This is a genomic window from Streptomyces erythrochromogenes (genome assembly GCF_036170895.1).
Classification (GTDB): Bacteria; Actinomycetota; Actinomycetes; order Streptomycetales; family Streptomycetaceae; genus Streptomyces; species Streptomyces erythrochromogenes.
On record NZ_CP108036.1, the window covers coordinates 1,310,074 to 1,328,865 of the forward strand.

Below are 18,792 nucleotides of genomic sequence, written 5' to 3' on the forward strand. Positions count from 1 at the left end.
TCTCCTGGTCCTCGGACGGCCGTCAGTAGTTGCCCAGTCCGCCGCAGACGTTGATCGCCTGCGCAGTGACGGGTGCGGCCCGGTCGGTGACGAGGTAGCCGACGAGGCCGGCGACCTCCTCCGGGGTGGTGTACCTGCCGAGCGGGATCTTCGCCTCGAACCGTTCCAGCACGGCCTCTTCCGTGGTGTCCCAGACCGCGGCGTACCCCTGCCTGACCCGCTGGGCCATCGGCGTCTCCACGTAGCCCGGGCAGACCGCGTTGACGGTGATGCCGGTGGGGGCCAGTTCCAGGCCCAGCGCCTTGGTGAAGCCGACGACGCCGTGCTTGGACGCGGAGTACGGGGCGCCCAGCACCACACCCTGCTTGCCGCCGGTCGAGGCGATGTTGATAACTCGGCCCGTGCCCCGTTCGAGCATGCCGCCGGTGGTGAGCGCCTCGCGGGTCATCCGCAGGACGCTGTTGAGGTTGGTGTCGATGACGTCGAGCCACAGCTCGTCGGTGATCTGCGCGGTGGGGCCTCCCCCGCTGCGGCCGGCGTTGTTCACCAGCACGTCCACGGGCCCGTACCGGTCGACGGCGGCCCGCACGAGGGCGCCGACCTGTTCGGTGGAGCGTACGTCGCACGCCAGGCCCGCGACCTCGTACCCCTTCTCGCGGAGGCGTTCGACGGTGAGTGCGACGTTCTCCTCGTCGCGGGCGCAGATGAACACGCGCTGGCCGAGTTCGCACAGCAGGGTGGTGATGGCGAGCCCGATGCCGCTGGTGGCACCGGTGACCAGGGCGTGGCGGTCGTCTTGGGCGGGCATGTCTCTCCTCATCGTTGTCGGGTCAAGGCCGCGGCCGCGTTGAAGCCGCCGTGTCCCCGGGCCAGCACGAGCGCGGCGGACACCGGTACGTGGCGGGGGGCGCTGACCAGGTCGATGCCGTACTCGGCGACCGGGCGGCGCACGTTGGCCGTCGGCGGGATCACCCCGTCCCGGATGGACAGCACGGCCGTCGCCAGGTCCAGTGCCGCCCCGCCGGCGCCGAGCCGTCCGGTCATCGTCTTGGGCGCGGTCACGGGGACGCCCTGCGGGCCGAAGAGCTCGCGGACGGCCTGTGCCTCGGCGCGGTCCAGGTCGGGGACGCCCGCGGCGTCGGCGAACACCACGTCGATGTCGCCCGGTTCCAGTCCCGCCTCGTCGAGGGCGAGTTCGGCGGCCCGCCGCAGGGTGGACGGGCGGCCGCTGCCGGGCGCCGGGTCGAAGGTGGACGCCTGGCCGGCGATCTCCGCGTACCAGGACCGCACGCCCCGGGCGCGTGCCGACTCCGGGGTCTCCAGGACGAACAGCGCGCCGCCCTCGCCCGGTACGTGGCCGGCGGCGTCCTGGTCGAAGGGCAGGTACGCCCGCTCGGGATCGTCGGCGGTGCTGATGCGGCCGCCGGCCAGCTGGGCGACCCAGCCCCAGGGCGAGGGGGAGCCGTCGACGCCGCCGGCGATCACCATCGGGACGCCGTCGCGCAGTTGGCGGCGGGCCTTGGCCAGGGCGTCCAGGCCGCCGGCCTGTTCGGTGACGACCACGCCGCCCGGGCCGCGCAGGCCGTGCCGGATGGAGATCTGGCCGGTGTTGACGGCGTAGAACCAGGCGAAGGACTGGTAGGCGCTGACGTGCTCCGGTCCCTTGCTCCAGAGGTTGTGCAGTTCCCGGTGGCCGAAGGCGAACCCGCCGGCCGAACTGGCCGTGACCACGCCCACGCCGTACTCGGGCATCGCCGCGAGGTCCACCCCGGCGTCCTTGATCGCCCATTCGGCGGCGACCAGGGACAGCCGGGTCATGTGGTCGGTCTGCGGCAGCAGCCGGCTGGGGATGCCGTGTTCGCGCGGATCGAAGCCGGCGATCTCGCCGGCCAGCCGGCTCGGGTAGCGCTCGGCGTCGAAGTGGCTGATCCGGCCGATCGCGGCCCGTCCGGCCAGCGTGCGGCTCCAGTGGGACTCCGCGCCCAGGCCGGTCGGCGCGATCACGCCCATGCCCGTGATCACAGCGGTGGAGGTCATGACGCCGCCCTCTCCGGGCTGCGCAGCACCATGGCGCTCTGGAAGCCGCCGAAGCCGCTGCCCACGGTCAGTACGGTGTCCACGGGCTGTCGGCGCGCGGTCAACGGCACGTAGTCCAGGTCGCATTCGGGGTCTGGCTCGTGCAGGTTGGCGGTGGGCGGAATGGTGTCGTGCTCGATGGTGAGGGCGCAGGCCGCGATCTCCAGCGAGCCGATCGCCCCCAGCGAGTGGCCGATCATCGATTTGATGCCGCTGACGGGCACCCGGTAGGCGTCCTCGCCCAGCGCCCTCTTGAAGGCCGCCGTCTCGTGCCGGTCGTTCTGGAGGGTGCCCGAGCCGTGCGCGTTGACGTAGTCGATGTCCCCCGGGGCGACCCCGGCCCGCAGCATCGCCACGCGGATCGCCTCGGCCATCTCCCGTCCGTCCGGGCGCAGTCCGGTCATGTGGAAGGCGTTGGAGCGGGAGGCGAAGCCGCTGATCTCGGCGTACACGTACGCGCCGCGCCGGCGGGCGTGCTCGGCGTCCTCCAGGACGAAGACCGCGGCGCCCTCGCCGAGGACGAAGCCGTTCCTGGTCCGGTCGAAGGGCCGTGAGGCCAGGCCGGGTTCGTCGTTGCGCGGTGTGGTCGCCTTGATCGCGTCGAAGCAGGCCACGGTGATGGGCGAGATCGGGGCGTCGGTGGCGCCGGCCACCATGACGTCCACCGTGCCCTCCCGGATCAGCTCCACCGCGTGCCCGACCGAGTCCAGTCCGGAGGTGCAGCCGGTCGAGATGAGCGACACGGGTCCTTCGGCGCCGACGTCGCGGGCGACCTCGGCCGCGATCGAGTGCGGCACGAAGTAGTCGAAGAGGTGGCGTCCGGCGTAGGAGGCGTCCACGTTCCAGTGGCGGCCGCCGTCGCTGACGACGGAGTACTCGTCCTCCAGGCTCATGGTGCAGCCGACGGCGCTGCCGATGGCGACACCGGTGCGCGCGGGGTCGAGCCCCGCGGGGTCCAGCCCGCTGTCGGCGACGCCCTCGCGGGCGCTCACCACGGCGAACTGCGCGGCCCGGTCCATCCGCCGGACCTGCTGCGGGGTCAGTCCCTCGCCCAGCGGGTCGAAGTCGACCTCGGCGGCGATCTGCGAGCGGTAGGGGCCGGGGTCGAAGAAGGTGATCCTCCTGGTGGCGGTGCGCCCGGCGGTCAGGGCGTCCCAGAAGGGCTTGCGCCCCACGGCTCCCGGGGCGACGACCCCGATGCCGGTGATGACGACGCGGCGGCCCGTGGAGGCGTCCATCAGAGGCCCTCCGTCGCCGCCCGCTCCGCCGGCACGTACTGCCGGGGGACGTACAGACCGGGCTCGCTGGTGCTCAGTTCCCGAAGCCGGGCGACGTGCTGGGGGAAGGAGGGTGCGCCCACGGCGGCACGGAAGGCCCGCGCGTCGCGCCAGTGTGCGATGTTGACCCAGCGGGTCGGGTCCTCGGCGTGGCGGTGCAGCGTGTACCGCAGGAATCCGTCCCGGCCGGCCAGGTGCCGTCCGGTCTCGGCGAAGGCCTTCTCGAACTCCTCGGGCGAGGCGTGCACGGTGAATCTGTTGATGAAGGTGACCACCCCGCTCCCGCTGGGATCAAGGTCGTTCGGTTGCATCTCACGCCTCTTTTCAGGTCCGGCGTCGGGCTCTGACGATGTGGCGTCGTCCAACGTGGGCGTCGGGTCTCGCAGCCCGCTCAACAGCGTCTGGACCGGCGGCGGCCGTGCCCGGTCGGGGGTCGAGCGGCCGTGGAGGGGACGTGGAGGGGCCGTGGAGGGCCGGCTCGAGCGAACGTCGATCCGCTGCCGATCAGGGTGTTGGGATGCTCGTCGGCAACGAGCACACCGAGAGCCGGAGGCACCCAGTGAGTCGGAACATCGAAGCCGTGCGGCGGATGATCGCGGCGTACAACACCGGCAGGACCGACGACGTCCACGAGTTCATCCACCCGGAGTATCTGAATCCGGCCACGATCGAGCACGGGCTCGGTGAAGGGCCCGACGCGTTCGCCATGGCGGTAGCCTGGGTGCGGAAGACCTTCTCCGAGGAAGCGCATCTGGAGGAGGTCAGGATCGAGGAGCGGGGCGACTGGGTGCGGGCCTACCTGGTGCTCTACGGCCGTCAGGTCGGCCCCATGGTCGGCATCGCGCCGACCGGCCGCCGCTTCTCCGGGGAACAGATCCACTTGCTGCGCGTCGTCGACGGCAGGATCAGGGACCACCGGGACTGGCCGGAGTACCAGAGCACGTACCGCCAGCTCGGCGAGCCGTGGCCGGAGCCGGACGGCTGGCGCCGCTAGAGAGAGCCGTGTGAGGAGCGCCGATCGATGACCGAACAGCGGACCGTGGACTTCTGGTTCGACCCCGTCTGCCCGTACACGTGGATCACCTCGCGGTGGCTGGTGGAGGTCACCAAGGTGCGGCCGGTGACCGTGCACTGGCGGGTGATGAGCCTGTCGGTGCTCAACGAGCACCGGGACGACAACCCCGAGGGCGAGTGGGAGGACTACATGTGGGCGCCGGTGCGGGTCTGCGCCGCGGTCGAGGAGCGGTTCGGCCAGCAGGCGCTCGGTGACCTCTTCACGGCGATGGGCAACCGCTTCCACCTCCAGGGCGACTGGGGGAACCTGGCGGGGGCCCTGGCCGATGCCGGGCTGCCGGAGGAGATCGCGGAAGTCGCCGGTTCCACGGAGTACGACGGGGCCGTCCGGTCCTCGCACGCGCAGGCCGTCGCGCTGGCCGGCGGCGACATCGGCACCCCGGTGGTGTCGGTCGTCCGGCCGGGCGGCGAACGGGTCGGCTTCTTCGGTCCGGTCGTCTCCCCCGCGCCCACGGGGGAGACGGCCGGCCGGTTGTGGGACGGTCTGCTGCTGATGGCCGGTGTTCCGGGCTTCTACGAGGTCAAGCGCACCCGGACCGAGGAGCCCCGGTTCGAGCTCGCCGACTGAGGCGGACGGCCGGTCATCCGACCCGGCGCACGTGCTTCAGCACGGCCTCGGCGAGCGGCGGGTGCACCGAGCGCGGCAGCGCGTGGCCCATGCCCTCGATCTCGACCAGTTCCGCGCCCGGGATCAGACCGGCGAGGTGGCGTCCGTGGGGCGGGGGCGCGATCGGGTCCTGCATGGCCTGGATCACCAGGGTGGGGACCCGTACGTCGCGCAGCTCGGGCGCGCGCTCCCGGGGCGGCGGCTGCACCGCGTAGTGCACCTGGGGCTCGGTGAGGGCGCCGGAGTGGTCGATGGCCTGCTGTTCCCACCGCCGGAAGTCGGCCTCGTCGAAGGCGGTCTCGTCTCCGGAGAACAGCTTCCACCGGCGCACCCGCCGCTCCAGTTCCGCCTCCGGGCCGTCCACTTCCTCGTTCATGACGGCGAGCGCCTCGAGGAAGCGTTCCTGGGGCAGGGGCAGTCCGTCGGCGGACGGCTCGCCGGCGAAGGCGCGGCGGATGTTGCCGGGGAAGTCCACGTCGAGTGCGCCGCCGAGCATCATCGACATGCTGAGCATCCTCCCCGGGTGGTCGAGCGCGACCAGCTGGCACAGGACCGTGCCCATCGACATGCCGACGAAGTGGGCCCGTTCGACGTCCCAGCCGTCGAGCACCGCGACGGCGTCGGCGGCCAGCCGGAGGTAGCTGTACGGGCGCTCGGCCGGGTCCCAGCCGGTGGAGCGGCCCACCCCCCAGTGGTCGTAGCGGATCACGTGCAGCCCGTCGGCGACGAGCCGTTCGACGAACTCGGTGGGCCAGCTCATCGCGGTGAGGTTCCCGCCCGTCACCAGCAGCACGGTGGGGTCGGCGGGGTCGCCGAAGTCCTCGCTCCACAGCTGCACGTCCTTCGACGTGACGATACGTTCTGCCACTTCGGTATCCCTCTCGGCTCCTGGAACCCCTGGTTCCGTGGATGGGCGGTGCTGGTGGTCGGGTACGGGCTCAGTGCGGGGCCAGCTCCCACAGGCAGGAGTCCAGGGGCACGCTCGGCGAGACCAGCGGCCCGGACCTGGAGACGATGCGCAGACCCGCGGCGTCGGCCAGGGCGGCCCATTCGCGGTCGGTGCGGACGCGGCCTCCGAGGAACACGAGCATGCGCATGTCGAGCACGCTGAAGTACAGGTCGGAGGTCCGCGTGCCGCCGGACGGCGCCTCGGCCCGCTCCAGCAGGACGATCCGGCCTCCGGGCCGCAGGGCGTCGCGGCAGCGCGCCAGGATCCGCAGGGCGTCCGCGTCCGACCAGTTGAGGAGGACGAACGACAGCACGACGGCGTCGGCGGAGACGGGCAGTTCGTCGAAGAAGTCGCCGGCGACGACGTCGATGCGGTCGTCCAGACCGGCCGCGGCGATGCGCTCGCGCGTCCGCTGCGCCGCTCCCGGCAGGTCCAGCAGGGTGCCGCGCGCGCCGGGCGCGGCCCGCACGATCGCGCTGAGCAGTCCGCCCGGTGCGCCGCCCACGTCGAGCACGTGCCGGGCCCGGCTCCAGTCGTACGCGCAGACGGGCGCGGCGAAGGCGGCGTCCTCCCGGGTCGTCATCAGGGTGTCGAAGGACGCTCCGAGTTCCGCGTCCTCCGACAGGTCCGTCCAGAACGGTTTGCCGTAGCGGTCCTCGTACTGCGGCCGCCCGGTGCGGACGGCCTCGCGCAGGTCGAGGAAGGTCAGGTCCGCGCGGCCGACGGCCTGGTCCAGGTCGAGCCAGGAGCGCTGCCGTGACGGGTCGTCCTCGGCGAGCAGGTCGCCGAGGCGGGTCGGCGCGTAGCGGCCCGGTGCGGTCTCCTCCAGCACGCCGGCGGCGGCCAGGTGCCGCATGAGCCGCGACAGGGCGTCGGCGTCCGCTCCGGTCGCCCGGGCGAGGGCCTCGGGGCTGGTGACGCCCCGGCGCAGGTGGTCCACCAGGCGCAGGGTGGCCGCGACCCGCAGGGCCATGGGGGTCACCAGGTTCGACATCCGCACGAGGGCGTCGACGGGCCGTTCCTCCACGGGCCCGTCGTCCGCCGGCCTCTGCTCCCGGTCGGCGCCGCCGCCGGTCCCGTTCCTCGTACCGCTCACGACGTGCTGCCCTCCAGGTCGGTGCCGAGCGCGTGCGCGCTCAGGTGGTCGACGGCGTCGGCGTAGGTGAAGGGCTGCATGAACCAGCCGGCGCGGACGTCGCGGTAGTGGCGCGACAGGGGGTGGCTCGTGGTGAAGGACGCCCCGCCCATGAGGGTCATGCTGTCCTCGACGATGTCGGCCGCGGTGCGGTTGACGACGAGCTTCGCGTACTGGAAGGGCGCCATCATCAGCCGACCGCGCTCGTCGGGGTCGACCGTCGTGCGGTGCGCGTGGTGGTCGGCGTTGGTCAGGGCCGCCGCGAGCGCCGTGCGGAGCGTGTACAGCTTCACGTCGAGCTCCGCCACCAGGGTGCGGACGGCGGCCGCCGGCTGTCCGCCGCGCCGGGCGATGCCGGCGACGGCGAAGTCGCGTGCCGCCTGCGCGATCCCGGCGTACACGCCGAGCAGTCCGATGGAGCTGACGGTCTGGCCCGCCATCGCGGCGTCGTTGCGTACGCCGACCGGTCCGCGCAGGAAGACGTCGGCCGCGGGGACGGGGCAGTCCTCGAAGACGACCTCGGTGCTGGCGGAGGCCCGCATGCCCATGCCGTCCCAGGTGTCCGGCGCCTTCAGGCCGGGGGTGTCGGCGGGCAGGAACGCGGAGGCGATCCGTGCGGGCCCCGAGGCGGGGCGGGTCTGCGCCGCGACGACGAGGTGGGTGGCGAACGGGGCCATGCTGACCAGGATCTTGCGGCCGGTGAGCCGCCAGCCGCCGTCGTCCGCGGGCACCAGCTCGGTGGTGACGCCGGCGTCCTTGAGGGCGCCGCTGATCAGGGCCCGTTCGGTGCCCATGAGCCGGAGCAGCCGCTCGGCCAGGGCGCGCCCCGTGCCGGCTGCGTGCTCGCGCTCGTACGACATGGTGATCCCACGGCTGAACTGCATGTGCAGCGACAGGGCGACGGCGGCGTCGGCCTCGGCGATGCGCTTCACGGCGAGGCACACGTCGTGGACGCTGGTGACGCCCAGTCCGCCGAACTCCCGTGGCACGGTCGCGCCGAGGACGCCGTCGGCGCCCATGCGGCGGACCGCGTCCAGCGGGAAGGCGGCGTTGCGGTCGTGCTCCGCGGCGCCGGCCGCGAGGTCCGGCAGGTGCCGGTCGAGTACCTCCAGCAGTGCGTGGCCCTCGGGTGTGCGCGGTTCGGTCAGGTCTCCCGCCGTCATGGCGTTTCCGTCCTTTCCCTCCGGATGACGTCCGCGGGACGCGTCGCCGCCAGATATCGGTCGATGGCGGACCGGTGGTATCCCGGCCCGAATCCCAGCCGTTCGAGCCCGGGCACCAGCCGCCGCAGTTTCCGTACCGAGGGGCAGTGCTCGATGCTGTCGTCGGTGACCTGCCAGTGGGCCGTGACCCCGAGGCGCTGTTCGAGGTGGCGCACGACGTCGGCGACCTCGACGCAGTCCCCGGACGCGACGTTCACGGTCTCGTCGCACACCCCGGTACGGAGCAGGGCGTCCACCACGGTGGTGAAGTCGGCCACGTGGATCATGTCCCGGCGGGCTCCGCGCTGGACGCGCACCCGGCCGGCCAGGACCTGGGTGACGAGCGCCGTCAGAAGGCGGAAGCCGGGTTCGTCCGGGCCCAGTACGTAGCCGAGCCGCAGGACGAGGTGGCGCACCCCGGAGGCCTTGACCAGCCGTTCGAGGTCGAGCTTGTGCTGCCCGTAGCGGGTGGAGGCGACCTGCGGGCCGTCCTCGTCGCCGGGGCCTCCCGGACCGCCGTACATGCTGACGGTGGAGAAGAAGACGAGCATCCGGTCCCTGCGCAGGCAGTGCCGGATCGCGTCTTCGACGAGGGCGGCCTCACGCCGGTGCTCGGCGTCGGGCAGCGGATGCGTGGGCACGCCCGCGGCCAGCACCGTCACTCCGGGATGCCCGGCCGAGAGCGGTGCGAGATGTCGTGCGAGGAACCCGTTCCCGATGATCTCCATCTGACAAGGCAGTCCTTCGGCTCGCTGGGGGCACCGACCCTGGCAGCCGGGTGTCGAAAGACGCTCGAAGGGCGTGTTCAACAAGGCTCCGTGAGCCTTCAAGGACGCGGGGGGAGCGTGGCACCAGCACCCCACCCCTTTCATGAGGCGAGGAGTCCCCATGCGCGTACTGTTCGTCAACTCCCCAGGGCTGGGGCACATCTTCCCGTCGGTGCCCCTGGCGCACGCGCTGACCGCGGCAGGTCACGACGTGCTGTTCGCCCAGGGCGGTGACGTCGGCGCGGTGGCCGCGGCGGGCGTCCACGTCGTCGATGTGACCCCCGGGCTCGACTATGCGACGGTGTTCCGGCCCGAGGAGATCGACTTCAGCGTCGACGGCGGGGACGAGTTCGTCGCCGCGCTCTTCGCCAGGGTCTCGGGCGTCACCGTGGACCGGCTGCTGGAGGTCGCCCGCGGCTGGTCGCCGGACCTGATCGTCCACTCGCCGCTCCAGGGCGCAGGACCGCTGGTGGCGGGGGCGCTCGGCGTGCCCGCCGTGTCGGTGGTCACCGGTCCGGCCGACAGCGCGCCGCTCATCGCCGGCCTGATGCGCGATCACATGAAGGAGCACTACGTGCGGCACGACGTCGCACCGGTGCCGGCGCCCGGCTTCCGGCTCAACTCGATACCGCCGAGCCTGCTGGAGCTCCTTCCGGAGCGGGTGCGGGCGGAGGACGACGTCCCGTTCCGGTACGTGCCCTTCAACGGCAACGGCGAGCTGCCCGGCTGGCTCCTGGAGCCGCCGCGACGGCCCAGGATCGCCGTCACGCTCGGGTCGATCGCCGGCCTGTGGGGCGGGCTCGCCGTGCTGGCGCCGCTCGTCGCCTCGGCGGCCGGCACGGACGCGGAGTTCGTCGTCACCCTCGGCGGCGGTGATCCGTCGCTGCTGGGCGAACTGCCGCCGAACGTGAGGACGGTGGACTGGCTCGCCCTGGGTCCGCTGCTGCGGACCTGTCACGGGCTGATCCACCACGGCGGGTCGGGTACGTCGGCGGTCGCGGTGGCCCTGGGCGTGCCCCAGTGCGTGATGCCGCTCAGCCCGGACCAGAAGGACAACGAGCGCGCGGTCGTCGAGCGGGGCATCGCGATCGGGACGTCGGCGGGAGTCGTCGGCACGGCGGAGTTCCGGGCCCTGCTGGAGGACGAGGGGATGCGGGCGGCCGCGGCCGAGGTACGCGACGAGGCGGCGGCGATGCCGTCCCCCGCCGCGCTCGTCGGGCGCCTGGAGTCCCTCGTCTGAGGGGCCGCGGGAGCGCTGGCCGCGGGCGCCGCCGGCGCGTCAGCGGCCCGGCGGCCGGACGGACAGCGCGTGGCGGAACACGTCCGCCGGGTCCCAGCGGGCCTTGACCTGCTGGAGCCGGGGGTAGTTGTCCCGGTAGTAGAAGGTGTGCCAGGGCACGCCGGAGGTGTTCCACCGGGGGTCGGCGAGGTCGACGTCCGGGTAGTTGATGTAGGCCCCGCCGTTCGCGGCGTCGGGCACGGGGACGCCTCCGGTGTCCGCGTACAGGTCCCGGTAGAGCTCGCGCACCCAGGCCAGTTGCTCGTCGCCGGAGATCCCGGGCCACCAGGAGGTCTCGTAGGAGGCGCTGAAGAGGCTGTCGCGGTGCGGGATCGCCGTCGCGGACGCCGGGACCGTGTTGATCCTGCCGCCTAGGGTGGACAGGTACACGGCCGAGCCCTGGTGCTCGCCGCCGGAGCTGGTCAGACAGCGGTGCAGGGTCCGGATCTGGGTCTCCGTCCAGGCCTTGCGCAGGAGCGCGGCCTTGGACTTGAAGGGGTACCCGCCGCCGGCGTAGGGGTCGGTGGTCAGGGTGGACTTCATCCACAGCGCGGTGGCCTGTTCGGCCTCGTGGCGCACTCCGGTGCCGGCGGTGATCGCCGCGACGTACTCGTCGAGCAGCTGCGCGCCGTGCGGCAGTGAGCCGTCCACGTTGGCCACGAGGGTGAACCGCCCGTTCGCCCGGTGGTTGAGGATCAGCCAGGCGCTGAGGGGTGCGTAGCGGGAGTCCGCGGCGGACTCCCGCTCGTGCCAGGTGCCGTGGTTGCGCAGGATCCGTACGAAGGCCGCCTCGGTCATGTCCGCCCACGACCAGCCGATGGTGACGGAGCGGATCGTCGCCGGGGGCTTGGGCAGCAGGGTCGTCGGGTCGTCGCCGCGCGCGCCGGGAGAGCGCATCAGATAGCGGGTGACGACGCCGAAGTTGCCGCCTCCGCCGCCGGTGTGGGCCCACCACAGGTCGTGGTGGGGGTCGGCGGGGTCACGGGTGGCGGTGACCAGGCGGGCCCGGCCGGGGCGGTCGGCCACGACGACCTCGACGCCGTACAGGTGGTCGGCGACGAAGCCGTGGTGGCGCGACAGCCCCCCGTACCCGCCGCCCGCGATGTGGCCCCCGGCGCCGACGCCGGGGCAGGCGCCCGCCGGGACGGTCACTCCCCAGCCGAGGTAGAGGGTGCGGTAGACCTCACCGAGCGTCGCGCCGGACTCGATGGCGAAGGCCTTGTGGCGGGGGTCGTAGTGGACGGACTTCATCTCGGAGACGTCGACGACGACCTGGACGGCCGGGTCGTCGACGAAGCCCTCGAAGCAGTGTCCGCCGCTGCGGACGGCGATCCGCCGGCCGGTGCGCAGGGCGTCGTCCACGGCGGCGACCACCTGGTCGGCGCGGTGGACGAGGCGTACGGACTCCGGGCGGCCGGAGAACCGCCCGTTGTAACCCCTGGCCGTCAGCTCCGCGTAGCGGGGGTCGCCCGGGCGGATGTCCTTGGCCGGGGGCGCCGGGAAGCAGCCGGCGGCCGTCGTGTCCGCCGCGGCCGTTCCCGTGCCGGCGGCGGTCAGCGCCGCGGCGCCTCCGGCCGCGACGCCGCCCGCGATGAATCCGCGGCGCGATAGGTCCTTCACTGCCACTCTCCCTGTCGTTGGTGCGGTCGTCGCCCGGCGGCGAGCTCTTCGAGGACGGGTACGACGGCGCTGGGCGCGGGCATGTCCCTCGACTCGTCGCGCAGCCGGGCGGCCGCCCGGCCGAAGGAGGGCTCCTCCAGCAGCCGCGTGATCATGCCGTGCAGCGTTGCGGCGTCGGCCTTCTCGGGCTGCGCGACCCGGATCCCGGCTCCGCGCTCCTCCAGCAGGCGGGCCTTGTGGTCGGTGTCCCACACCCCGTCGGGCAGGATCAGCTGGGGCACTCCGCAGCTCAGCGCGGTGTTGAAGGTGCCCGCTCCCCCGTGGTGGATCACTGCGGAGCAGCTGGGGAGCAGGGTCTCCAGGGGTACGAAGTCCACGACGCGGACGTTGTCCGGAACTTCGGTGACGGACGCGAGCTGGGCCGCGTTCAGGGTGGCCACCACCTCGGCGTCGACACCGGCGAGGGCCGCGAGCACCTCCCCGAGCGGGAGCCGGTCGGCGCCGAGCAGCTCACGGTGCGAGACGCCGAGCGTGAGGCAGACGCGCCTGCGCTCCTGCGGCTCGCGCAGCCAGTCCGGGAGGACGGAGCTGCCGTTGTGGGGCGCGCAGCGCATGGGTACGCGGTCCGGCCCGTCCAGGAAGCGCAGGGCGGGCGGGAGGGGGTCGATGGTGCGCTGCCCGACGACGAGGTCCTCGCCGAACTCCCCGCCGTAGCGCCGCACGGTGTCGCCCAGCCACTCCTCCATGGGGTCCTCGCGCTGCGCCGGCGGCAGCCGGCGCAGCGCGTCGAGGTAGGGGCGGCGCATCCGCCCGATGAGGTCCAGGCCGAACAGGAGCCGGACGTGGGCCGCGCCGACGGCCCGGGCCGCGACGGGACCCGCGAAGGTCAGCGGGTCCCAGACGACCAGGTCCGGCCGCCACCACCGGGCGTGGCGCACCAGGTCGTCGATCATCGCGGGTGCGGAGTACTGCTGGAACACCTGGGTGGTCATGGCGGTGAAGACGCCGTGCATGTACTCGTACGACAGCTTCTGTGGACGGATCTCGGTCATGTCCGTCCAGTACTCGTACCGCTCGGCGATCGCCCGGTAGTCGTCCGCGCCGCCGGTCCCCTCCCAGGCTCCCGGGTCCTGCACCGTGCCGTCGCCGGACCCGTCGTGCTCGTTATGTTCGTACGACTCCATCTGGGCCGCCAGGTCGAGCGCGGCTCCGGCCGTCACGGCGGTCAGGCCGGTGCGGGTGATGTCGTCGGCGAGGTCGGGCTGGCCGGCCATGTGGACCTCGTGGCCGGCCGCCCGCAGTGCCCAGGCCAGCGAGACCTGTGCGAACAGATGGGACTTCGCTGTGTGTGTGGTGAACAGGACCCGCATCGGGCACCCTTCCTCGGCCGGCGTGTTCGCGTGCTGTGGGCGCGGGCGCGCTCACAGCACGCGGACGTCCGGCACGTAGCGGATCCACTTGCCGCCCGAGGCCCGGAACTGCTGTTCCTTGGCGATGATCTCCTCGGCGTGGTTCCAGGCGAACAGCAGGGCGTAGTCGGGGTAGGGGTTCTCGAAGTCGGCCCGGGACCGCACCGGGATGTGCGAGCCCGGTGTCAGCCGTCCCTGCTTGTTCGGGGTGGTGTCGGAGATGAAGGAGATCAGGTCGGGCCCGATGCCGCAGTAGTTGGCGACGGTGGCGCTCTTGGCCGTGGCCCCGTACCCGACGACCGTGCGGCCTTCGTCGCGCAGCCTGCGCAGCAGCGCGACCAGCTCGTCCCGGGCCCGCTCCACACGGGCCACGAAGCCCTGGAGGGTGGCGAGCTCCGACAGCCCGCGCGCGCGTTCCTGCCCCAGCAGCTCGGCGACCGCGGGCGCGGGGGTGCGCCGTCCGGCGCGGGCGATGGTGTAGCGGACCTCGCCGCCGTGCACGGAGAGCCGTTCCACGTCGACCAGTTCGAAGCCGAACCGCTCGACCATGGCGCTCACGGAGGAGACGGAGAAGAAGTAGTAGTGCTCGTCGTAGATCTGGTCGAAGGAGGCGAGGTCGACGATGTCGGCGAGATAGGGGTCCTCGAAGACGAACACCCCGTCCGGTGCGAGCAGCTCGTCCACTCCCCGGAAGATGGAGTCCAGGTAGGGGATGTGGCAGATGGTGTTGGCCGCGAAGATGACCTGGGCGTGGCCCTCCTCCTTGCGGATGTCGGCGGCCGTCGACTCCTGGAAGAACTCGGTGGCGACGCGGATGCCCTGGCGGCGCGCGATGTCGGCCACGCTCTGCGAGGGTTCGACGCCGAGGTGGCGGACCCCGGCCTCGGCCAGGGCGCGGAGCATGACGCCGTCGTTGCAGCCCAGTTCGACGAGGAAGGCGTCCTTCCCGGTGAGTTCGGTCGCCAGGAAGTGCCGGGCGGTCTCCTCGAAGTGCCCGCGCATGACGGAGGATCCGGACGACAGGTACGGGTAGTGGCTGTTGAACATCAGGTGGCGCGGCACCTCCTCCGTGAGCTGGACCATGGTGCAGTCGCCGCAGACGCCGACGGCCAGCCGGAAGAAGAACTCGTCGCCGAGGTATTCGGGCTCGAGGAGCCCGCTGGAGAGCGGTTGCTGTCCGAAGTCGATGAACTCGTGCAGCCGACCGCCGCAGATCCGACAACTGAGCACGATGGGTGTCCTCTTCCTTGAGTGGCGGATGGGCAAAGGGGCGAATCGTCCCGGCGTGCGCGGGCGGACGGGCCCGGCGGGCGGGCTCACAGGCCTCCCGGCCAGTCGTCGTCGGCGCGCAGCAGGGCCCGTGCCAGGTTCTGGTAGAAGGCCACGACGCCGGGTTCCTTGGGGCTCAGGTGGCCGCGTGCGGCGAAGCGGGACCCCACCGCGCGCTGGACGGCCTCCAGGCCGTTGCGGTCCTCGCTGTTGATCATTCCCGCGTACGTCTCGGCCTGCCGGCGCATCTCGTCGAGGTCGGCGCCCTCCAGCGCGGCGCGCGGCACGAGGATGCCGCCGCGGACCAGCGTCCGGTCGATCGTCTGCGGGATGAGGCTGAGCCAGATGACCATCTCGCCCGCCGCGGCCAGGCTCGCCGCGGGGAAGACGAAGATGCCGTACAGGTGGGCCTTCTCCGTGTCCGTCAGCGGCAGGGCGTAGGCCTCCTGCGGCTCGGTGAACGGGACGAGCAGGCGCAGCGCCCACGGGGAGTCGACCCGCACGTCCGTGTCGGACCCGCCGGGCGTCGACTGCTGGAGGGTCTCCGGGTGGAAGCCCATGACGTGGTAGTTCTCGTGGGCGTTCTCGACGGCGACCTTCCAGTTGCACGCCCACTCCTCGCTCCAGGAGCCGAGCTGCGCCATCTCGTCGAGCCGGTAGTTGGTCAGGTCGCCGGAGATCCGCTTCAGTTCGGGGGCGAGGGGGGCCGCGGCCGCGTCGAGGTTCACGTACACGAAGCCGTGCCACTCCTCGACGGCGAAGGCGGGGAGTCTGCAGTCCTTCGGGTCGAAGTCCGGGTTCCGCCGCATGTGGGTGGCGCCGATGAGGCGGCCGTCGAGCCCGTACCGCCACAGGTGGTACGGACAGGTGAAGGAGTCGGCCCGTCCGGTGGCGCCGGGTTCGACGAGCGGCATCATCCGGTGCCGGCAGATCGGTGACATCCCGTGGAGCGCGCCGTCCGCGTCGCGGGTGACCAGGATCTGCTCGCCCGCGATGTCGACCGAGACGTAGCTGTTCGGCTCGGCGAGTTCGTCGCGGTGCGCGACGAGCACCCAGGAGCGTCCGAAGACGCGGGTGCGTTCGAGCTCGTAGAGCTCGGGCGAGGTGAACGCGCGGGGCGGCAGACTGAGCTGGGGTGCCAGGTCCAGGTAGCCGCGCAGTACGTCCAGCAGCTCGGCGACCTCTGCCGACGGGGAGCCGGCGCGCGCGTCGGCGGTCCGGTCTGTGCTCGTTCCTGTGCTCACGGTGGGGACTCCAACCTGTGCCGCGGGTCCGTGGTGCCCCGACCCTGGCAGGGGGGATTCGAACCCTGCTCGACAGCGGGGCCCGGCCCCGCGAGCGGCCCCGGGGGCCCGTGCGTCCAGCCGGTCTCCGGCGTTCCTCTAGCGGCCGGCCCGACCATCGGTCCCGCCGGACCCCTGTCCCTTCCGCCGTACCCGTCGCGCTGTCGCCGCCGGGTGCCCGTCGAACGAGGTCGCCGTGTACGGAGCCGAACTGGCCGAGATCTACGAGCTCATCCACCGCAGCCGCGGCAAGGACTACCTCGAGGAGGCGGCCGAAGTGGAACGGCAGGTGCGGGCGCACAAGCCGGACGCGGCGAGCCTGCTCGACGTGGCCTGCGGCACCGGGGCCCATCTGCGCCGCTTCGACGAGCTGTTCGACGAGGTGGCCGGGCTGGAGCTGTCCGAGCCGATGGCCCGCTTCGCGCAGGCGGCGCTGCCGCACGTGCCCGTGCACGTGGGCGACATGCGGGACTTCGAACTGGGCCGCACCTATGACGTCATCACGTGCATGTTCGGCTCGATCGGCTACCTGCTGACGCAGGACGCGCTGGTCGGCGCGCTGCGCCGGTTCGCGCGGCACCTGGCGCCCGACGGGGTGCTGGCCGTCGACCCGTGGTGGTTCCCCGAGACGTACCTGCACGGCCATGTCGCCGGGGCCACGGCGACCGTCGGGGGGCGGACCGTGTCCCGGGTCTCCCACTCCGTACGGGAGGGGGACGCTTCCCGGATGAACGTGCACTATCTCGTCGCGGACGGGGCGTCGGGCGTCCGGCACTTCCACGAGACGCACCTGATCGGCCTGTTCTCACGGGAGCGGTACGAGGCGGCGTTCGGGGCCGCCGGTTTCCGCGTCGACTACGTCCCCGTCGCGCCCGCCGGCCGCGGGCTCTTCGTCGGCGTCCCGTCCGCCGGCTGATCCGGCGGACGGGGCGGCGGGGTTCAGGACCGCTGCACCAGTTGTTCGTTGGCCTGCTCGAGGAACTGGTTCAGCGTCTTGATGCGGGTCTCCGCGTCCGGCATGCCGATGGAGTACCTCCGCTCGACCTGGCTGATCGCCTCCAGCAGGGCGAGCGAGTCGTAGCCGAGGACGTTCAGCTCGACGTCACCGACGTCCTCGCCGTCCAGATCGGCGCCGTCCGCCTCGCCCGCGCACTCCCGGAAGATCTCGACCAGTACCGGCAGGGTCAGTTCGCTCATCACTCGTACCTCTCTCCGCTCGTGGGGAATCGGGCGCCCGCCGACGGGCGCCCGGGGTGGCGGCCGGGGCTCAGCCCGCCGCCTTCCACATGTCGTGCAGGGAGGCGCGCAGCCCGATGGCCGGGCGCCAGCCCAGTACCCGTTCCGCGCGCCGGATGTCGGCCTTGGTCCAGCCGCCGCCCTTGCTCTCCACCGCCCCGCCGGTCTCCTTGACCGTGCCGGGCGGGAATCCCGCCGCCTCGACCAGGGTGGTGACCAGTTCGCGCATGGTGGGCGCCTCACCGCGTCCGATGTTGAACACGGTGCCGGAGGCGGCCGCGTCCGCGGCCACCAGGACCGCCGAGGCGACGTCGCGCACGTCGACGTAGTCGCGTGCCGCGTCCGCGATGACCAGCTCCAGCCGCTCCCCCGGCGTCAGTGCGCGCAGTCGGTTCAGCACGGTGCCCAGGAAGCTCGCCTCCGACGGGTGCGGACCGCACACGTTGACCGGGCGCAGCACGACCCCGTCGACGTCCCCGGTCCGGGCCGCCTCCAGTACGGCCTGCGACCCGGCCAGTTTCGTCCGGGCGTACGGGGTGGTCGGCTCCGGCGGCACCGACTCGTCGATGCCGTCGGGGTCCGGGGACACGAATCCGTACTCGTGGATGCTGCCGACGTGGACGACGCGGGGGCGGGTGGGCAGCTTCGCGACGCCGGCGAGCATCCGCTCCACCAGCCGCACGTGGGCGTGGTGCATGGCCTCCTCGGTCACCACCCATCCGCCCGTCGCGTTGACGACGACGTCCACGTTCCGTTCGGCGAGTAGGTCGGCGATGTCCCGGGGATCCGCCTCCGCCACGTCCAGCGGGACGAAGGGATGCCGGGCGGTGTGCGGCGCGGGGTGCCGGGCCACGCCGAGCACCTCGTGTCCCGCGCGCGTGAACGCCGCGGCCACCTGCCGTCCGATGGTGCCGGTCGCGCCCAGTACGGCGACCGTACGGCGCCCGGTCGCCCTGCCGACCTCGTCTGCGGTCACCACCGCGTCCTCCCTTCCTCGATGTTTCCCGTGGTCATGGCGGGTCCCGGCGGCGCCGCGGTCACGGGCGCCGGTCGTCACGGGTGACGCGGCGTTCGCGCACCTTCAGTTCGCCGTCGACCCGGACGAGCACGTCGTCGCACACGCACATCAGGTGCAGCCGGGGGCTGCCGCCCCGGGCCGTGGCGATGATCTGCGCGTACGAACGGACGCTCAGGGAGCCGTCCTCGCCCGGCCGGACCGACACCATGCCGAGCAGGTGCCGGTGCACCTCGCCGGCCTCGGCCAGCGCCGCGGCGGCCTTGTCGACCCCCTCGGCCAGGGCGGCCCGGCCGACGACGGGCTCGGGCAGCGAGGGCGGCGCGAACGATCCGTCCTCGGTGAAGGTCCGCGCCCAGCCCTCGCCGTCCCCGGCGTCGAGCAGGTGCATGTGATCGGCGTAGAACTGTTGCACTTCGGCATAGAGGGAATCGAACGACGACGAGGTTCCCGTCCGCATTGCCACCGCGTCCTCCTCACGCTGGTCCCGTTCGGGGCGAACGGGCGCACCCGCGAACGATTCACGACGCCCTTCGACATCGGCTCGAACGTGACGCGCGGGAGCCGAGTGAGGCTTGAGCGCTTCTCCGTCGG

19 protein-coding genes are annotated in these 18,792 nt (G+C 72.6%); 4 read left to right on the forward strand and 15 right to left on the reverse strand.

Annotated elements, in window-relative coordinates; all coding sequences use genetic code 11:
- Positions 1–22 precede the first annotated feature (22 nt).
- Genes OHA91_RS06300 through OHA91_RS06315 form a run of 4 tightly spaced genes read right to left on the reverse strand, consistent with a single transcriptional unit; the run spans position 23 to position 3,664 of the window.
- A complete protein-coding gene (locus OHA91_RS06300) occupies positions 23–808 on the reverse strand; it encodes an SDR family NAD(P)-dependent oxidoreductase (protein ID WP_031147019.1) in 786 nt (261 codons plus the stop codon).
- A gap of 8 nt (positions 809–816) precedes the next feature.
- Positions 817–2,037 carry a ketosynthase chain-length factor gene (locus tag OHA91_RS06305; protein ID WP_031147017.1) on the reverse strand — a complete coding sequence of 407 codons (1,221 nt, stop codon included), beginning with the start codon at positions 2,035–2,037 and terminating at the stop codon, positions 817–819.
- Positions 2,034–3,314 (reverse strand): beta-ketoacyl-[acyl-carrier-protein] synthase family protein, encoded by a 1,281-nt coding sequence (locus OHA91_RS06310; protein WP_266494033.1) that lies wholly within the window; start codon positions 3,312–3,314, stop codon positions 2,034–2,036. The genes OHA91_RS06305 and OHA91_RS06310 overlap by 4 nt, the downstream gene beginning before the upstream one ends.
- A complete protein-coding gene (locus OHA91_RS06315) occupies positions 3,314–3,664 on the reverse strand; it encodes an antibiotic biosynthesis monooxygenase family protein (RefSeq protein ID WP_031147013.1) in 351 nt (116 codons plus the stop codon). The genes OHA91_RS06310 and OHA91_RS06315 overlap by 1 nt, the downstream gene beginning before the upstream one ends.
- A 248-nt stretch (positions 3,665–3,912) precedes the next feature.
- Between OHA91_RS06315 and OHA91_RS06320 the strand changes: the two genes are divergently transcribed.
- Together OHA91_RS06320 and OHA91_RS06325 are read left to right on the forward strand one after the other, a co-directional pair.
- Positions 3,913–4,347, forward strand: coding sequence for an ester cyclase (locus OHA91_RS06320; protein WP_031147011.1), 435 nt, complete (start codon positions 3,913–3,915; stop codon positions 4,345–4,347).
- Between the two features lie 27 nt (positions 4,348–4,374).
- A complete protein-coding gene (locus OHA91_RS06325; RefSeq protein WP_031147009.1) occupies positions 4,375–4,995 on the forward strand; it encodes a mycothiol-dependent nitroreductase Rv2466c family protein in 621 nt (206 codons plus the stop codon).
- 13 nt (positions 4,996–5,008) lie between these two features.
- On the opposite strand, the gene OHA91_RS06330 is transcribed toward OHA91_RS06325, so the two are convergent.
- The 4 genes from OHA91_RS06330 to OHA91_RS06345 all read right to left on the reverse strand — a co-directional run bounded on the left by OHA91_RS06330 (position 5,009) and on the right by OHA91_RS06345 (position 9,048).
- Complete coding sequence (locus OHA91_RS06330) at positions 5,009–5,902, reverse strand: alpha/beta fold hydrolase (protein WP_031147007.1); 894 nt, start codon at positions 5,900–5,902, stop codon at positions 5,009–5,011.
- 70 nt (positions 5,903–5,972) lie between these two features.
- Entirely contained in the window at positions 5,973–7,079 is a 1,107-nt protein-coding gene (locus OHA91_RS06335; RefSeq protein WP_245240010.1) for a methyltransferase, read from the reverse strand.
- Positions 7,076–8,281: an acyl-CoA dehydrogenase family protein gene (locus tag OHA91_RS06340; RefSeq protein WP_031147003.1), complete on the reverse strand. Its 1,206-nt coding sequence runs from the start codon at positions 8,279–8,281 to the stop codon at positions 7,076–7,078. The genes OHA91_RS06335 and OHA91_RS06340 overlap by 4 nt, the downstream gene beginning before the upstream one ends.
- Positions 8,278–9,048, reverse strand: coding sequence for an NAD-dependent epimerase/dehydratase family protein (locus OHA91_RS06345; RefSeq protein ID WP_031147000.1), 771 nt, complete (start codon positions 9,046–9,048; stop codon positions 8,278–8,280). Before OHA91_RS06345 ends, OHA91_RS06340 begins: the two co-directional genes overlap by 4 nt.
- Before the next feature lie 160 nt (positions 9,049–9,208).
- On the opposite strand from OHA91_RS06345, the gene OHA91_RS06350 reads away from it, so the two are divergent.
- Positions 9,209–10,327 (forward strand): nucleotide disphospho-sugar-binding domain-containing protein, encoded by a 1,119-nt coding sequence (locus OHA91_RS06350; RefSeq protein WP_328738797.1) that lies wholly within the window; start codon positions 9,209–9,211, stop codon positions 10,325–10,327.
- Between the two features lie 39 nt (positions 10,328–10,366).
- Here the strand turns inward: OHA91_RS06350 and OHA91_RS06355 are convergent, their stop codons facing one another.
- The 4 genes from OHA91_RS06355 to OHA91_RS06370 form a co-directional block, all read right to left on the reverse strand.
- Positions 10,367–11,986, reverse strand: coding sequence for an FAD-binding oxidoreductase (locus OHA91_RS06355; protein ID WP_031146996.1), 1,620 nt, complete (start codon positions 11,984–11,986; stop codon positions 10,367–10,369).
- Positions 11,983–13,356 (reverse strand): activator-dependent family glycosyltransferase, encoded by a 1,374-nt coding sequence (locus tag OHA91_RS06360; protein WP_328738798.1) that lies wholly within the window; start codon positions 13,354–13,356, stop codon positions 11,983–11,985. The genes OHA91_RS06355 and OHA91_RS06360 overlap by 4 nt, the downstream gene beginning before the upstream one ends.
- Positions 13,357–13,407: 51 nt before the next feature.
- The gene (locus OHA91_RS06365; protein WP_031146993.1) at positions 13,408–14,625 is read right to left on the reverse strand and encodes a class I SAM-dependent methyltransferase; all 1,218 of its coding nucleotides are present in this window, start codon (positions 14,623–14,625) and stop codon (positions 13,408–13,410) included.
- Between the two features lie 86 nt (positions 14,626–14,711).
- Positions 14,712–15,908: an aromatic ring-hydroxylating oxygenase subunit alpha gene (locus tag OHA91_RS06370; protein WP_051892704.1), complete on the reverse strand. Its 1,197-nt coding sequence runs from the start codon at positions 15,906–15,908 to the stop codon at positions 14,712–14,714.
- A gap of 235 nt (positions 15,909–16,143) precedes the next feature.
- Between OHA91_RS06370 and OHA91_RS06375 the strand changes: the two genes are divergently transcribed.
- Positions 16,144–16,863, forward strand: coding sequence for a class I SAM-dependent methyltransferase (locus OHA91_RS06375; RefSeq protein ID WP_031146991.1), 720 nt, complete (start codon positions 16,144–16,146; stop codon positions 16,861–16,863).
- Between the two features lie 23 nt (positions 16,864–16,886).
- On the opposite strand, the gene OHA91_RS06380 is transcribed toward OHA91_RS06375, so the two are convergent.
- The 3 genes from OHA91_RS06380 to OHA91_RS06390 form a co-directional block, all read right to left on the reverse strand.
- On the reverse strand, positions 16,887–17,144 hold the full coding sequence (locus tag OHA91_RS06380; protein ID WP_031146990.1) for a phosphopantetheine-binding protein: 258 nt from the start codon (positions 17,142–17,144) through the stop codon (positions 16,887–16,889).
- 70 nt (positions 17,145–17,214) lie between these two features.
- Positions 17,215–18,162 (reverse strand): NAD-dependent epimerase/dehydratase family protein, encoded by a 948-nt coding sequence (locus OHA91_RS06385; protein ID WP_328738800.1) that lies wholly within the window; start codon positions 18,160–18,162, stop codon positions 17,215–17,217.
- Positions 18,163–18,220: 58 nt separating this feature from the next.
- Complete coding sequence (locus OHA91_RS06390) at positions 18,221–18,658, reverse strand: nuclear transport factor 2 family protein (RefSeq protein ID WP_031146985.1); 438 nt, start codon at positions 18,656–18,658, stop codon at positions 18,221–18,223.
- Positions 18,659–18,792: the final 134 nt, after the last annotated feature.

Bases quoted from the DNA above. Each gene is read 5' to 3' on its own strand.
- OHA91_RS06325 (WP_031147009.1), top strand. From the start codon at position 4,375: ATGACCGAACAGCGGACCGTGGACTTCTGGTTCGACCCCGTCTGCCCG.
- OHA91_RS06305 (WP_031147017.1), bottom strand. From the start codon at position 2,037: ATGACCTCCACCGCTGTGATCACGGGCATGGGCGTGATCGCGCCGACC.
- OHA91_RS06350 (WP_328738797.1), top strand. From the start codon at position 9,209: ATGCGCGTACTGTTCGTCAACTCCCCAGGGCTGGGGCACATCTTCCCG.
- OHA91_RS06300 (WP_031147019.1), bottom strand. From the start codon at position 808: ATGCCCGCCCAAGACGACCGCCACGCCCTGGTCACCGGTGCCACCAGC.
- OHA91_RS06315 (WP_031147013.1), bottom strand. From the start codon at position 3,664: ATGCAACCGAACGACCTTGATCCCAGCGGGAGCGGGGTGGTCACCTTC.
- OHA91_RS06310 (WP_266494033.1), bottom strand. From the start codon at position 3,314: ATGGACGCCTCCACGGGCCGCCGCGTCGTCATCACCGGCATCGGGGTC.
- OHA91_RS06390 (WP_031146985.1), bottom strand. From the start codon at position 18,658: ATGCGGACGGGAACCTCGTCGTCGTTCGATTCCCTCTATGCCGAAGTG.
- OHA91_RS06380 (WP_031146990.1), bottom strand. From the start codon at position 17,144: ATGAGCGAACTGACCCTGCCGGTACTGGTCGAGATCTTCCGGGAGTGC.
- OHA91_RS06360 (WP_328738798.1), bottom strand. From the start codon at position 13,356: ATGCGGGTCCTGTTCACCACACACACAGCGAAGTCCCATCTGTTCGCA.
- OHA91_RS06340 (WP_031147003.1), bottom strand. From the start codon at position 8,281: ATGACGGCGGGAGACCTGACCGAACCGCGCACACCCGAGGGCCACGCA.
- OHA91_RS06345 (WP_031147000.1), bottom strand. From the start codon at position 9,048: ATGGAGATCATCGGGAACGGGTTCCTCGCACGACATCTCGCACCGCTC.